14 protein-coding genes are annotated in these 13827 nt (G+C 70.1%); 6 read left to right on the top strand and 8 right to left on the bottom strand.

The genetic code is table 11. From position 1 onward, the window contains the following. The 4 genes from FMM06_RS09490 to FMM06_RS09505 all read right to left on the bottom strand — a co-directional run. On the bottom strand, nt 1-864 hold an 864-nt coding region (locus FMM06_RS09490; RefSeq protein ID WP_144237177.1), incomplete at its 3' end, for a glycine--tRNA ligase subunit alpha. Continuing rightward, complete coding sequence (locus tag FMM06_RS09495; RefSeq protein ID WP_144237178.1) at nt 861-1202, bottom strand: DUF6481 family protein; 342 nt, start codon at nt 1200-1202, stop codon at nt 861-863. The genes FMM06_RS09495 and FMM06_RS09490, both read right to left, overlap by 4 nt. A gap of 53 nt (nt 1203-1255) precedes the next feature. Next, complete coding sequence (ruvX, locus tag FMM06_RS09500) at nt 1256-1729, bottom strand: Holliday junction resolvase RuvX (RefSeq protein ID WP_144237179.1); 474 nt, start codon at nt 1727-1729, stop codon at nt 1256-1258. Continuing rightward, nucleotides 1730-2953 (bottom strand): DUF3089 domain-containing protein, encoded by a 1224-nt coding sequence (locus tag FMM06_RS09505; RefSeq protein WP_144237180.1) that lies wholly within the window; start codon nt 2951-2953, stop codon nt 1730-1732. Between the two features lie 65 nt (nt 2954-3018). Between FMM06_RS09505 and FMM06_RS09510 the strand changes: the two genes are divergently transcribed. After that, nucleotides 3019-4698 carry an N-acyl-D-amino-acid deacylase family protein gene (locus FMM06_RS09510; RefSeq protein WP_144237181.1) on the top strand — a complete coding sequence of 560 codons (1680 nt, stop codon included), beginning with the start codon at nt 3019-3021 and terminating at the stop codon, nt 4696-4698. On the opposite strand, the gene mmsB is transcribed toward FMM06_RS09510, so the two are convergent. Beyond that, nucleotides 4695-5582: a 3-hydroxyisobutyrate dehydrogenase gene (gene mmsB, locus FMM06_RS09515; RefSeq protein ID WP_144237182.1), complete on the bottom strand. Its 888-nt coding sequence runs from the start codon at nt 5580-5582 to the stop codon at nt 4695-4697. The two genes, FMM06_RS09510 and mmsB, sit on opposite strands and share 4 nt — an antisense overlap. Before the next feature lie 138 nt (nt 5583-5720). Between mmsB and FMM06_RS09520 the strand changes: the two genes are divergently transcribed. Both FMM06_RS09520 and FMM06_RS09525 read left to right on the top strand, forming a co-directional pair. Then, the gene (locus tag FMM06_RS09520; RefSeq protein ID WP_144237183.1) at nt 5721-6335 is read left to right on the top strand and encodes an OB-fold-containig protein; all 615 of its coding nucleotides are present in this window, start codon (nt 5721-5723) and stop codon (nt 6333-6335) included. A 36-nt stretch (nt 6336-6371) separates the two neighbouring features. Beyond that, entirely contained in the window at nt 6372-8117 is a 1746-nt protein-coding gene (locus tag FMM06_RS09525) for a flotillin family protein (RefSeq protein WP_144237184.1), read from the top strand. A gap of 79 nt (nt 8118-8196) precedes the next feature. Here FMM06_RS09525 and FMM06_RS09530 read toward each other — a convergent pair whose 3' ends face one another. From FMM06_RS09530 to FMM06_RS09540, 3 genes are all read right to left on the bottom strand, one after another. Beyond that, a complete protein-coding gene (locus tag FMM06_RS09530; protein WP_144237185.1) occupies nt 8197-8937 on the bottom strand; it encodes a Bax inhibitor-1/YccA family protein in 741 nt (246 codons plus the stop codon). Nucleotides 8938-9019: 82 nt separating this feature from the next. Then, the gene (locus FMM06_RS09535; protein WP_235889260.1) at nt 9020-11503 is read right to left on the bottom strand and encodes an ABC transporter permease; all 2484 of its coding nucleotides are present in this window, start codon (nt 11501-11503) and stop codon (nt 9020-9022) included. Continuing rightward, nucleotides 11503-12189, bottom strand: a complete 687-nt coding sequence (locus FMM06_RS09540) for an ABC transporter ATP-binding protein (RefSeq protein ID WP_144237186.1) — start codon at nt 12187-12189, stop codon at nt 11503-11505. The genes FMM06_RS09535 and FMM06_RS09540 overlap by 1 nt, the downstream gene beginning before the upstream one ends. 85 nt (nt 12190-12274) lie before the next feature. On the opposite strand from FMM06_RS09540, the gene FMM06_RS09545 reads away from it, so the two are divergent. Genes FMM06_RS09545 through thpR form a run of 3 tightly spaced genes read left to right on the top strand, consistent with a single transcriptional unit; the run spans nt 12275 to nt 13789 of the window. Next, nucleotides 12275-12874, top strand: coding sequence for an arylesterase (locus tag FMM06_RS09545; protein WP_144335420.1), 600 nt, complete (start codon nt 12275-12277; stop codon nt 12872-12874). Next, nucleotides 12871-13266 (top strand): hypothetical protein, encoded by a 396-nt coding sequence (locus tag FMM06_RS09550; RefSeq protein WP_144237187.1) that lies wholly within the window; start codon nt 12871-12873, stop codon nt 13264-13266. Before FMM06_RS09545 ends, FMM06_RS09550 begins: the two co-directional genes overlap by 4 nt. Beyond that, entirely contained in the window at nt 13259-13789 is a 531-nt protein-coding gene (thpR, locus tag FMM06_RS09555) for an RNA 2',3'-cyclic phosphodiesterase (protein ID WP_144237188.1), read from the top strand. The genes FMM06_RS09550 and thpR overlap by 8 nt, the downstream gene beginning before the upstream one ends. Nucleotides 13790-13827 lie beyond the last annotated feature (38 nt).

The following is a 13827-nucleotide window of genomic DNA, read 5'->3' on the forward strand; positions in this document are numbered from 1 at the left end:
CCCCACCCCCGCCACATAGGCGTCGCACACCGCCTTGGTCAGCTCCCGCACCCGCCCGATGTACGCCGCGCGCTCGGCGACCGAGATCACGCCGCGGGCGTTGAGCAGGTTGAAGATGTGGCTCGCCTTGATCGCCTGGTCGTAGGCGGGCAGCGGCAAGCCGCGTTCGACGAGAGCGCGGCATTCGCCCGAGACGTCCTTGAACTGCTGGAACAGCAACTCCGTGTTCGCCGCCTCGAAGCTGTACGCCGAGAACTGGCGCTCGTTGTCGCGGAACACATCGCCATAGGTCGTGCCGGCGTCGTTGTAGGCGAGGTCGTAGACCGAATCCTTGCCCTGGATGTACGTCGCCAGCCGCTCGAGCCCGTAGGTCAGCTCGCCCGAGACCGGCGCACAATCGTGACCGCCGACCTGTTGGAAATAGGTGAACTGGCTCACCTCCATGCCGTCGCACCAGACTTCCCAGCCCAGCCCCCAGGCGCCGAGAGTCGGCGATTCCCAGTCGTCCTCGACGAGACGGATGTCGTGCAGGTTGGTGTCGATGCCGATGGCTTCGAGGCTGCCGAGATACTGGTCGACGATGTCGGCAGGCGACGGCTTCAGGATGACCTGGAACTGGTAGTAAGCGCCCAGCCGGTTGGGGTTCTCGCCGTAGCGCCCGTCGCTCGGCCGCCGCGACGGCTGGACGTAGCAGGCATTCCAGGGCTTCGGCCCCAGCGCGCGCAGCACGGTCGCGGGGTGGAAGGTCCCCGCGCCGACCTCGACGTCATAAGGCTGCAGCACGACGCAGCCGCGCGCGCCCCAGTAATCCTGCAATGTCAGGATCAGGTTCTGGAACGAGAGCGGTCGCGGGTACTCGGTCACCGCTTCTTGGCGGCCTTGCGCGCGGCATAGCGCTCGTCGCGCAGGCGCTTGCGCTCGGCTTCGCGCATTTCCTCGGTGATCTTGGCGTCTTCCTCGGCCTTGATGCGCGCGGCCTCCTTGGCCTCGATCGCCGCCTGCTTGGCGGCTTCCTGCGCGGCCTTCTTTTCGGCGGCGGCCGCCATGCGGCGTGCCTCGGTCGCGGCCTTGGCGGCGGCGCGCTCGGCAACGGCGGCGGGGTCGATCTCGGCGGCCTTCGCCTTGAACTTTTCGAGTGCGGCCTGGCGCGCCTTGAGGGCGTCGCCCTGGCGGTCTTTATGATCGGGAAGCTTGAAGCCCATGGGTAGTTTTGCGTCTCTATATCGTGGGGAGTGCTGCGGGCCTTACGCGAAGGTCAGGCTGGCGGCAACAAGGGTTGCCGGGTGAGCGCGTCGATTGCCCCCTGCAGGATGTGCGCGGCGGCGTGCGCGTCGATCGCCTCCGCCCGCCGCGCGCGGCTCCAGTCGTCGGCGATCATCTGGCGCTCGACCGCCTGCGTCGACCAGCGCTCGTCCCACAGCAGCAGCGGGCGGGCCAGCGGCTCGGCGATGGCGCGGGCGAAGGCGCGCACCGACTGGGTACGCGGGGAGTCGCTGCCGTCCATGCTGAGCGGCAGGCCGACGACCAGCCCCACGATGCGTTCGCGGTCGAGCAGCACCTTGAGCGCCGCGAGGTCGGGGGTGAACTTCACGCGCTTCAGCGTCGAGTGCGGGCTGGCATAGGTCCAGCCCGCGTCGCAGGTGGCGATGCCGATCGTCTTGGTGCCGACGTCGAGGCCCGCCAAGCGGCCGCCCCCCAGCTCCCCGAACCCGGCGCGGTCGACCAGCATTCAGCGGCGCCGGCGCGGGGCCGGCTGTGCGGCCTGCCAGGCGTTCATCCGCGCCTCGGCATCGGCGCGGACGTTCACCCAGAACAGCGCATAGTCGTACACGTGGTAGTTGTTGCCGGGCAGGACGTAATTGTCGAACTTCGCCGGCGGCAGGCCGATCGACAGCACGCCCGACGGCAGGCACTGCGCCCCGATCCCGCCCGCGACGAGCGTTGCATCGGCGAGCGTCGCGCCGGGGACAAGGCTGCCGAGGTTGGCTTCGGGCGGGGCCAGCTCGTCGCCGGCGGGGGCTTCCGCGACCACCGCCGTATCGGGGGCATCCTCGACAGGCAGCGGCGCGCTGGCGACAGGCAGCACCGTCGCGTTGTCGGAGCGGCCGAGCAGCGGGTTCGAGCACAGGATACGCGTGCCGGCGCGGGGCTGGCCGGTCAGGCTGGGCAGCGCGTCGAAGGCCTCGCGGATCGCCTCGGGCTCGGCGGGCTCGGCGAAGCTCTGCCAGCTGAGGATGCACCCGGTCTGCCCGGCGGCGGTGCACGCCGGCAGTCCCAGCGCCGGCAGGTCGGCTTCGACCGAGATCGGCCAGCCGACGACATAGGCGACGACGACGCGCTTGAGCACGGGCGTGCCGGCCAGCTTTTCCTTCATCAGGCGCAGCAAATGGAGCGAGCCCTGGCTGTGCGCCGCAAGGATGATCGGGCGGTCGGGGTTGGCGGCGACGAAGGCATCCCAGGCGCGCACCACGTCCGAATAGGCGAGGTCGATCGCCGCGCGCGCATCGGGTGAGTCCGCGAGGAAGGCGCCGAACGCCGCCTGGCGGTAGCGCGGCGCCCAGATCGCGCCGACGCCGTTCAGCGTGCTCGCCTGCCCCTGCAGGTAGAGCGCGAGGCGGGTGTTGGTCGCGCTGTCGCCGAACGGCATGTTCCAGCGGTCGCGGCCGAGATACGCGGTCGGGGTGATGAAGAACACCGCCGCCAGCGGCTTCGGCGCGGGCTTGTATCCCGCCGGGGTCCAGCGGGCGGGATTGTTCGGGATGTCGGGGTGCGCGTCCCAGCCGGTGACCTGCGCATAGTCGGGGCGGTCGTCCTGCGGGCTCGCGGCGAACTCGACCGTCGGGACGAGGGCGGCGCGCAGCAACTGGTTGCCGAACAGGGCCCAGGCGAAGGCGCCCGCGATGACCAGCACGATCACCGCAGCGACGATGTAGAGGAAGCGGCGTGCCAGCATGCGATTTGAACTCCCGGAAAGGCGGCTATAGCATCGACGCACGACGGCGGTAGCGGGGGCAGGTCATGCGTTGGTTGGTCGCGGCAATGCTGCTCGGCGGGTCGGCGATGGCCAGCACCCCGCACATCTTCAGTCTGCAGATCGAGAATGCGCTGATCTACGACGGGCTCGGCGGCGAGCCGTTCAGGGGCTTCGTGCTCGTCGACGGTGATCGCATCGTCGGGGTCGGCCGCGGCGAACCCGTCAACCTCGCGCGCAACCGGATCGACGCGAAGGGCATGGCGGTCGCCCCCGGCTTCATCAACATGCTCAGCTGGTCGACCGAAAGCCTGATCGCCGACGGTCGCGCGGTCAGCGACATCAAGCAGGGTGTGACGCTCGAGGTGATGGGCGAAGGCGAGTCGATGGGGCCGCTCAGCCCGGCGCTCAAGGACTATGCGCTCAAGCAGCAGTCCGACATCAAGTATCCGATCACCTGGACGACGCTGGGCGAGTATCTGGCGATGCTGGAGGGACGCGGCATCGCGCCCAACGTCGCGAGCTTCGTCGGCGCAGCGACGGTGCGCGAGAACGTGCTCGGCTTCGACGATGTCGATCCCAACCCTGAGCAGCTCGATGCGATGCGCAAGCTAGTGCGCGAGGCGATGAACGAGGGTGCGCTGGGGGTCGGCAGCTCGCTGATCTACGCGCCCGCGAGCTATGCCGAGACCCCCGAACTGATCGCGCTGGCGACCGAGAGCGCGAAGTGCGGCGGCATGTACATCAGCCACATGCGCTCCGAAGGCGACCGGCTGGTCGAGGCGGTCGACGAACTCATCGAGATCGCGCGGGCGTCGGGCGGCCCGGCGGAGATCTATCACCTCAAGCAGGCCGGCCAGGCCAACTGGGGCAAGCTCGACACCGTCATCGCCCGCGTCGAGGCGGCGCGTGCCAAGGGCATCCGCATCACCGCCGACATGTACAACTACACCGCCGGCGCGACGGGGCTCGATGCGGCGATGCCGACCTGGGTGCAGGCCGGCGGCTACGACAAATGGGCCGAGCGGCTGCGCGACCCGGCGACCCGCGCCCGAGTGATCGCCGAGATGAAGCAGCCGGGAAAGGATTGGGAAAACCTGCGCCTCGCCACCGGCAGCGCCGACCGCGTGCTGTTCCTCGGCTTCAAGAACCCGAAGCTGAAGCCCCTGACCGGCAAGACGCTCGCCGAGGTCGCGAAAGCGCGTGGCACCAGCCCGGAGGACACGATCGTCGACCTGGTGATCGAGGACGGCAGCCGCGTCTCGACCGCCTATTTCCTGATGGACGAGGCCAATGTCCGCCGCCAGGTTGGCCTGCCGTGGATGGCGTTCGGCTCCGACGCCGAGGGCCAGGCTCCCGAGGGCGTGTTCTTGCAGTCGAGCACCCACCCGCGCGCCTATGGCAATGTCGCGCGCCTGCTGGGCAAATATGTCCGCGACGAGAAGGCAACCACCCTGCCCGACGCGATCCGCCGCCTGACCAGCTTTCCGGCCGATAATTTGGGCCTGAAGGACCGCGGGCGGCTGCAGGCAGGCGCCTTCGCCGACATCGTGGTGTTCGACCCCGCGGGCCTCGGCGACCGCGCGACCTATGCCAAGCCGCAGGTCTTCTCGACCGGCGTCGCGCATGTCTTCGTCAACGGCGTGCAGGTGCTGAAGGACGGCGAGCCGACGGGCGCCAAGGCGGGGCGGTTCGTGAAGGGCCCCGGCGCGGGGCGGTGCAGCTAATCCCGCCAGGTCCCGTCGAGCAGCTTGACGATCCCCGAGAAGTCCCGCCCGCCGCCGCCGAGCCCGACGAACATCTGATAAAGCGCCTCCGCCTGCGCGCCCATCGGCACGCTCGCCCCGGCGCCGCTCGCCGCCTCGAGCGCGAGTTTCAGGTCCTTGAGCATCAGCGCCGCGCCGAAGCCGCCGGCATAGTCGCGGTTCGAGGGTGCGGCGGGTACCGGGCCGGGGACGGGGCAATAGCTCGTCATCGACCACGACTGGCCGCTCGCCTTCGAGCTGATGTCAAAGAAGGTCTGCGCATCGAGGCCGAGCTTCTCGGCCAGCACGAACGCCTCGGCAGTCGCAACCATCGTCGCGCCCAGGATCATGTTGTTGCAGATCTTCGCCGCCTGACCCATGCCCGCAGGCCCGGCGTGGATCACCGCCTTGCCCATCGCCTCGAGGATCGGCCGCGCCGCCGCGAATGCGTGCTCGCTGCCGCCGCACATGAAGGTCAGCGTGCCGCCCTGCGCCGCCGCGGTGCCGCCCGAGACCGGCGCGTCGACCATCGCCAGCCCCCGCGACGCGGCCTCGCCGTGGACCGCCTTGGCGGTCGCGACGTCGATCGTCGAGCAGTCGATCAGGATCACCCCGCGGTGCGTCGCGGCGAACACCTCGTCCTCGTAAACGCTGCGGACGTGCCGCCCGGCAGGCAGCATGGTGACCACCGCGTCGGCCCCGCCGACTGCCTGCGTCACCGACCCCGCGCGGTGGCAGCCATCCGCCACCGCCCGCTCGAGCGCCGCTTCGTCGAGGTCGAAGGCACAGACCTGATGCCCCGCCTTCTCGAGATTTGCAGCCATGCCCGAGCCCATGTGGCCGAGCCCGATGAAGGCGATTTTCATGGGCGTGCTGCTAGCGCATCGCACCGGCGGCGGGAAGCAGGGGGCCCGAGTGTCTTACGAAAGCGATGCGCGCGTCATGACGCTGTGCTAGCCGTAACCATCCGAAACGCCTGAGCAATACGGAGCTGGAGGAATAGAGTGCTGACGCTGCTGCTCACCTCAGCCTATGCGCCGTTCACGGTTGCGTTCGCGGTCATGATCGGCGTTGGCCTGATCGAGCTTTTGGGCTTCGGCATCGACCATCCGGAGACCGATATCGAGACCGACACCGGCGGCTCGACGCTGCTCGGCTGGCTGGGCCTGGGGGTCGAGATCCCGCTGCTGGTGTGGCTCATCGCGCTGCTCGCGTGCTTTTCGCTGACCGGCGTGGCGCTGCAGCAGATCGTCACGGCGGTCGCGGGCGCGCCGTTGAGCGGCGTGGTCGCCGGGGCAATCGCCTTTCCGCTCGCCGCCGTGCTCAACGCCGCCGTATCGCGCGGGCTGGTCAGGATCCTGCCGGGCTATGAATCGACCGTCATCTCCGCCGACGAGCTGCTGATGCGCCGCGGCACCGTGCTGGAAGGCGTCGCCCGCCGCGGGCATCCGGCGCGTGCCCGGGTCGTCGACCGGCACAACCAGGCGCATTACGTCATGGTCGAGCCGCACGAGGATGCCGAGTTCATCGAGCAGGGCGAAACCGCGCTGCTCGTGCGCAAGCAGGGCACGACGTTCTTCGGTTTGCGGGATGCCGACGCCGCATTAAGATCGATCTGAGCTTTCGCCGATAGCGGCGATCCGGGGGGGGTGGGCGTGCCTGAGTCTTTGATCAATATCCTCGTTTACGCGGGCATCGTGCTCGTCGCGCTGGTCGTCATCGGGGTCATCCTGACACGACTTTACCGGCGCGCCACGAAGGACGTGGCGCTGATCCGCACCGGCTTCGGCGGCGAGAAGGTCGTGCTGAACGGCGGCATCATGGTCATCCCCGTCCTGCACGAACTGATGCAGGTCCGCCTGACGACCGTGAAGCTCGAGGTATCGCGCCTCAACAAGGACGCGCTGATCACCCTCGACAAGCTGCGCGTCGACGTCGTCGGGCTGTTTCACATCAAGGTGAAGCCCGACGCGCAATCGATCGCGGCAGCGGCGCAGACGCTCGGCGAGGCGGTCAACAGCCCCGAGGCGGTCAAGGCCCTGCTTGACGGCAAGCTGGTCTCGGCGCTGCGCTCGGTCGCCGCGACGATGACGATGGAGCATCTCCACGCCAACCGCGCCGACTTCATCCAGAAGGTTCAGGAGGCGCTGACCACCGACCTTGACATGAACGGCTTCCAGCTCGAGTCGGTCAGCATCACCCACTTCGACCAGACCGCGTTCGAGCATTTCAACGAGAACAATGCCTTCGACGCCGAAGGCCTGACCGTGCTGACCCGCACGATCGAGGAGCGGAAGAAGATCCGCAACGACATCGTCACCACCAACCGGGTCGAGATCGAGCAGCGCAACCTCGACGCCAACAACCAGTCGCTCGAGATCGCGCAGGCCGCCGAGCAGGCGCGGCTGACGCAGGAGCAGACGCTGGCGGCGCGGCGTGCCGAGCAGGCGACCGCGATCGCCACCGCCGAGGCCGAGCAGACGCGGCTTGCCGAGATCGCCCGGATCACCGCGACGCAGGCGCAGGCCGTCGCGCAGACCGAGGCCGACAAGATCGTCCAGACCGCGACCATCGTGCGCGACGGCGCGATCCAGACCGCGACGATCGAGCGCGACCGCAACATCGAGCTCGCGCGCATCACCACCGCGGTGCAGACCGCGCAGAAGTCGGAGGAGGAGTCGACCGCGACCGCCGCCGCAAACGAGGCGCGCGCGCATGCGATCCGCGCCGAAGAGAGCGTCGCGACCGCCAAGGCGACCGAAATCGCCAACCGCAACCGCAACGTCGCGGTCATCGCCGCGACGCAAAAGGCCGAGGAACAGGCGGTCAGCATTACCGTCGCCGCGACTGCCGAGAAGGAAGCCGCGGAAGCGCGCGCCTCGGCACTGCGCACCGAGGCCGTCGCCGATGCCGACGCCGAAAAGGCGCGCGCCGAAGGCCGGGCCGCGGCGTTCAGGGTCGACGCGGCCGGCAAGACCGCGCTGAACGAGGCGACCAACGTGCTGAGCAGCGAGCAGACCGCCCTGCTGATGCGCCAGGCGATCCTGAATGCCCTGCCCGAGATCATCGCCGCGGCCAGCAAGCCGATGGAGCAGATCGACCGCATCAGCATCGTCGATGCGCGCGGCCTGCACGGCGATGGCGGTGCCGGCGATGCGTCGGGCGGCAACGGCAATCTCGCCGATGCCGCGGTCGCTGCGGCGATGCGCTACCGCGTCGGCGGGCCGCTCATCGACGGGCTGATGGGGGAGCTCGGCATGGGGGGCAAGTCGCTCGACGAGATGCTCGCGGGGACGGCCGAGAAGCGCGCGCCGTCGCGGCTGAACGGCAGCGAGCCGCATGCACCTGCGGATACCGCGGTGGCCCCGGACGTCAGGCTGAGCGGCCCGTCGCGGACCTGAACTCGCTCCCCGCAGGACCCAAACAAAAAGGCCCGGCGGATCGCTCCGCCGGGCCTCTCTGTTTGCTCAGACGTGCCGGTTAGCGGCGGTCGCCCATGAAGCGCAGGAGGAACAGGAACAGGTTGATGAAGTCGAGGTACAGCGTCAGCGCGCCCATGATGATCGTCTTGCCGATCATCTCGCTGCCCTGGACCTGGTAGTACATCTCCTTGATCTTCTGCGTGTCGTACACGGTCAGGCCGGCAAACAGGAACACGCCGACGACCGAGATGATCAGCGACATCGTGCTCGACTGGGTGAACACGTTGATCAGGCTGGCGATGATCAGGCCGACCAGGCCCATCAGCAGGAACTTGCCCATGCCCGACAGGTCGCGCTTCGTCGTGTAGCCGTACAGGCTGAGCGCGCCGAAGCCGGCCGCGGTCGCGAAGAAGGTACTGGCCACCGACGCGCCGGTATAGACCAGCAGGATCGTCGACAGCGAAGCGCCCATCAGCGCGGCATAGAGCCAGAACAGCCCCTTGGCCTGCGTCTCCGACAGCTTGTTGATGCCGAAGCTGAGCACCATGACCAGCGCGAACGGCGCCAGCATGACGATCCACTTCAGGATGCCGGGCTGCATGAAGATCTGCGCGGCCCAACTCTCGGCCCCGCCGCGCGCGAACAGCAGCGCGACGACGCCGGTCAGCAGCACGCCGGACGCCATGTAGTTGTAGACCGACAGCATATAGGACCGCAGGCCCGCGTCGTAGCTGGCGTCACCTGCCGCCACGCCGGTCGCCCGCGGATAGGCGATACGGGGGTCGAACTGATTGGCCATCTGAAATCTCTCTCCCTTGTCCGGCATCCTTGCCGATACATGGAGCAATATCGGCGGTTGTCGCCACGCTTTCAAGGGGGCGTTACAGGGTGCGCAGCACGCTCGCGGGCCGCGCCGACAATGCCCGCCAGCTGCCCGCCAGCGCGAGCAGCACGGTCAGCACGCCGCCTGCGACGACGGTCAGCACGACAGGCCCCCACGCCGGCTGCCACGCCAGCTTGAACACCTGCACGACGACGTACCAGCCCGCGGCCGTGCCGAGCAGCATCGCGACGCCCGCGACGATGCCGCCGAGCACCGCGTATTCGAGCAGGGTGGCGCGCGCCACCTGGCCGCGGGTCGCGCCCAGCACCTTGAGCAGCACGGCATCGTAGGTCCGCGCCCGGCGGCCAGCGGCGAGCGCGCCGATCAGCACCGCGATGCCCGCTGCGAGCGTCAGCGACCCTGCCGCGCGGATCGCCGCCGACAGCTGGCCGAGCAGGGTCGAGACCTGCCCCAGCACGTCGGCGACGCGCACGGTCGACGCGGTCGGGAAGGTCCACGTCATCGCCGCCTGGAAGCCGCGCTCCTGGGGAGGCTGCATCGCGATCGTCGCCATCCAGCTGTGCGGCGCGGCCTCCAGCGTGCCCGGCGTGAACAGGATGGCGAAGTTGAACCCCAGGCTCTGCCAGTCGATCTTGCGGAAGCTCGCGATGGTCGCGGTGACCTCGACGCCCAGCACCGACATGGTCAGCGTGTCGCCGATCTTGAGCCCCAGCGCCTTGGCCGCGACCTCGTCGATCGAGATCAGCGGCGGGCCGGCATAGTCCTTCGGCCACCACTTGCCGGCGGTCAGCACATTGTTCGGCGGGAAGTCGGCGGCGTAGCTAAGGCCACGGTCGCCGCGCAGGATCCACGCGTCCTCGGGCAGGTTCTTGAGGCGGGCGACGGGCACGCCCTTCACCGCGGTCACCGGCCCGCGCAGCGACGGCACGGTACGCAGGGTGGCGCCGGGGGCGGTTGTCCGGACAAGCGTGCGGAACTGGTCGAGCCCTTCGGTCGGCACGTCGATGACGAAGAAGCTGGGCGCGCGCTTGGGCAGCGAGCGTTCGATCTGCGCGCCGAGATTGGCCTCGATGACGCTGAGCGTCGCGAACAGTGTCAGGCCGAGGCCGAGCGCGACCACCAGCTGGCGGGTCAGCGCGCCGGGTCGGTGAAGATTGCCGAGCGCGAGGCGGGCGAGCGGTCCCTTGGGCCGCGGAAGGCGCGCTGCGACGAAGCGGATCAGTGCCGCCAGCGCGCCGAGTGCCAGCAGCAGCGCCAGCGCGCCGCCGATGAAGCCCAGCGCGAACAGCCGGTCGTTCGCCTGCCCTACCGCGAGGCCGACGATCGCCGCGCCCGCCAGCGCGATCAGCGCGAGCGTGCCGTTGCCCGGCCGCGGCCCGCTTTCGGTCGCGTCGCGGAACAGGCGCGCGGCGGGCATCGCGCGGGCGCGCGCCAGTGGCCACAACGCGAAGGCGAGCGCGATGAGCAGGCCGTAGGCGCCCGCAGTCAGCAGCGGCACCGGATAGATGCCGAGCGCCGGCGGCACGGGCAGCGCGTCGCCGGCGACTGCGACCATGAGGAACGGCACCGCCGCCCCCAGCCCCGCGCCGACCGCGACCGCCGCGAGTGCGACGACGCCGATCTGCAGCAGGTAGGAGCGGAAGATCAGCCCGCCGTCGGCCCCGACCGACTTCAGCGTCGCGATGGTCCCCGACTTGGCGTCGAGATAGGCCGCGACGCCGTTGCCGACACCGACGCCCGCGACGACCAGCGCGGTCAGCGACACCAAAGTCAGGAACTGGCCGAGCCGGTCGACGAACTGGCGCGTGCCGGGCGCGGCGTTGTCGCGGTCGCCGATCTGCCACCCGGCGTCGGGCGCGGCGGCGCGCAGCTGCGCGGTCGCGGCCTTGGGGCTGACACCGCTGGGCAGGAGAACGCGGTACTGCGAGCGGAACAGGCTGCCCGGCGCGATCAGGCCGGTCCGTTGCAGGTCGTCCAGCCGCATGACGAGCCCGGGGCCGAAGCCGAAGCCCTCCCCTGCCTTGTCGGGCTCGACTCCGACGATGCCCGCGACGCGCAAGGTGGCGGTGCCGATGCTCAGCGTGTCGCCCGCCTTGACGCCGAGGCGCTCGGCAAGCGCCACGCTGGGGGCGACGGTTCCGGGGGCAAGCGTCGCGCCGTTGGCGAGGGAGAATGTCCCGACCAACGGGTAAGCGGTGTCCACCGCCTTGAGCTCGGCGAGGACACGGACATCGGCCCCTGCCCGGCCCGCCATCGCGCGCAGGCGCACGACCTCCGAAACGCGGCCCAGCTTCGCCAGTGCAGCGCGCTCCTCTGGGGTCGCGCTGCGCTGCGTCAGCCGCGCCTCGATGTCGCCGCCGAGGATGGTCTGGCCGTTGTCGGCGAGGCCGGAGCGGATCGCGCTCGACAGGCTGCCGACCCCGGCCAGCGCCAGCGTGCCGAGGACGAGGCAGATCGCGAGCAGGCGCAGGCCCGACAGGCCGCCGCGAAGTTCGCGCAGCGCGAGACGGAGGGCCAGCATCAGGTCGCAGCGTCCCGCACGACGACGCCGTCCTTCATCTCGATCACCCGCCCGCACCGGCTCCCCAGCGACGCGTCATGCGTGATCAGCACCAGGGTCGCCCCCGTCTCTGCCGCGCGCGCGAAGATCAGTTCGACGATCCCCCCGCCGGTCGAGGCGTCGAGGTTGCCCGTCGGCTCGTCGGCGAACAGCAGGATGGGGCGTGGCGCGGTGGCGCGCGCGATGGCGACGCGTTGCTGCTCGCCCCCCGAAAGCTGCGTCGGGTAATGCGTCAGGCGGTGGCCGAGACCGACCGCTTCCAGCTCGGCCTGCGCCGCCGCGAACGCATCGGCGCGGCCGGCGAGTTCGAGCGGCACCGCGACATTCTCCAGCGCCGTCATCGTCGGGATCAGGTGGAAGGCCTGCAGCACGATGCCGATGCGGCCGCGCCGCGCGCGCGCCAGCCCGTCCTCGTCGAGCGTCCCGAAATCCTGCCCCGCAACGCGCACCGTGCCGCCGCTGGCACGCTCTAGCCCGCTCAGCACCGCCATCAGCGACGACTTGCCCGATCCGCTCGCGCCCAGGATCGCGACGCGCTCGCCGGCGCCGACGGACAGGTCGATGCCGCGCAGCACGTCGACCGCGGCATCGCCGCGACCCAGCCGCAGGGTGACATTCTTCGCGTCGATGACGATATCGGGGGTCATGCAGACTTTCGGAAGGCTGAGTGTGTTGGATGGATATGGCGGGTTGCGCCGAATTTGTAAGCTGTTCGTCGCGGGCGCACTGGCGATGATGTCGCAGGCAGCGGTCGCGGCGCCGGTCCGCACCATCCTGGCGTTCGGCGATTCGCTGACTGCGGGGTACCAGCTGGGGCCGCAGGACGGCTTCGCGCCGCAGCTCGAGGCGGCGCTGCGCATGACCGGGCGGCAGGTGCGCGTCCACAATGCTGGGGTGTCGGGCGACACGAGCGCGCAGGGCCGCGCGCGGCTCGCCTGGGTGCTCAAGGGTCTGAAGACCAAGCCCGACCTGGCGATCGTCGAGCTCGGCGCCAACGACATGCTGCGCGGCCAGCCGCCCTTCGCTGCACGCGCCAATCTCGACGCGATCCTGACCGAGCTCAAGAAGCAGGGCGTGCCCGTCGTGCTGGCGGGCATGCTCGCCTCGCCCAACCTCGGGCCCGGCTATGCGCGCGAGTTCAACGCGATCTATCCCGATCTCGCGAAGAAGCACGGCGCGGCGCTGTACCCGTTTTTCATGAACGGCGTCGTCGGCGGGCGCGGCCTGCAGCTCGCGGACGGGCTCCACCCGTCGAAGGCCGGCGTCGCGGTGATCGTGCGCGGCATCCTGCCGACGGTGACCAGGGCGCTCGACCGGCTGCCCGCCAAATGAGCGACCAGCGCGTGCTCGGCAAGATCGGGAGCATCATCGCGGGGCTGGCGGCGACCCTCCTCGCCAGTTCGCTCGCGGTGCCGATCCTGTGGGCGATGGTCCGGGCGCTGTCGGGCCAGAGGTGGTTCGCCGCCGTTGCGCCGTTCCTCCTGCTGCTCGCCAGCGCCGCTGCGGCGTGGCTCGCGGTCGTCATCATCGACGGCGTCGCGGGGCGGACGCGGCAGCGCATCGTGCTGGCGACGCTGGCGCTGCTCGCGGTGCTGCGCGTCGTCTCCACGCTATCGGCGGGCGGCACCGGGCCCAACGCACTGTGGCAGTGCGCCGCCGCAGTCGTCGCCGCGGCCGTGATGGCGTGGCGCTTCCGCGTCACCGACGCGCGGCGCCGTGCATAGGCTGTTCGTCGCGGTCCCGCCGCCGCCGCACGTCCGCGACGCGCTGCTGGCCGCGATGGGCGGCGTCGCGGGCGCGCGCTGGCAGCGCGACGACCAGCTGCACTCCACCCTGCGCTTCATCGGCGAGGTCGACCGGCATGCAGGGCAGGACATCGCTGCCGCGCTGGGCGGCGTCCACCACCCGGGGTTCGACGCGACGCTCTCTGCACCGGGCGTCTTCGACAAACGCGGGCGCATCGACACATTGTGGATCGGCGTCGCGCCCTATCCGCCGATCGCCGCGCTGCACCACAAGGTCGACGCCGCGCTGCGCCGCGCCGGGGTGCCGCCCGACACGCGCGCCTATCACCCGCACATCACCATCGCGCGCTTCGGCCGCGAGCAGGTCGGGGCGGCGGGCTTCGTCCCCGCCGTACCGCTGACCGGCATCGGCTTCCGCGTCGATCACTTCGCGCTTTACGAAAGCACGCTGGGCCACGACGGCGCCGACTACCGCATCATCGAGCGTTACTCATTGGATTGAGGCTTTCCGCACGCCCAAGCCCCTGCTAGCCAAGGCAC

This window comes from Glacieibacterium frigidum, from assembly GCF_007097155.1.
Classification (GTDB): Bacteria; Pseudomonadota; Alphaproteobacteria; order Sphingomonadales; family Sphingomonadaceae; genus Glacieibacterium; species Glacieibacterium frigidum.

What these genes read in the sequence shown, in the direction of transcription:
- FMM06_RS09495 (WP_144237178.1), bottom strand. Translation starts at nt 1,202, where the DNA reads ATGGGCTTCAAGCTTCCCGATCATAAAGACCGCCAGGGCGACGCCCTC.
- ruvX (WP_144237179.1), bottom strand. Translation starts at nt 1,729, where the DNA reads ATGCTGGTCGACCGCGCCGGGTTCGGGGAGCTGGGGGGCGGCCGCTTG.
- FMM06_RS09505 (WP_144237180.1), bottom strand. Translation starts at nt 2,953, where the DNA reads ATGCTGGCACGCCGCTTCCTCTACATCGTCGCTGCGGTGATCGTGCTG.
- FMM06_RS09510 (WP_144237181.1), top strand. Translation starts at nt 3,019, where the DNA reads ATGCGTTGGTTGGTCGCGGCAATGCTGCTCGGCGGGTCGGCGATGGCC.
- mmsB (WP_144237182.1), bottom strand. Translation starts at nt 5,582, where the DNA reads ATGAAAATCGCCTTCATCGGGCTCGGCCACATGGGCTCGGGCATGGCT.
- FMM06_RS09530 (WP_144237185.1), bottom strand. Translation starts at nt 8,937, where the DNA reads ATGGCCAATCAGTTCGACCCCCGTATCGCCTATCCGCGGGCGACCGGC.
- FMM06_RS09535 (WP_235889260.1), bottom strand. Translation starts at nt 11,503, where the DNA reads ATGCTGGCCCTCCGTCTCGCGCTGCGCGAACTTCGCGGCGGCCTGTCG.
- FMM06_RS09540 (WP_144237186.1), bottom strand. Translation starts at nt 12,189, where the DNA reads ATGACCCCCGATATCGTCATCGACGCGAAGAATGTCACCCTGCGGCTG.
- FMM06_RS09545 (WP_144335420.1), top strand. Translation starts at nt 12,275, where the DNA reads ATGATGTCGCAGGCAGCGGTCGCGGCGCCGGTCCGCACCATCCTGGCG.
- FMM06_RS09550 (WP_144237187.1), top strand. Translation starts at nt 12,871, where the DNA reads ATGAGCGACCAGCGCGTGCTCGGCAAGATCGGGAGCATCATCGCGGGG.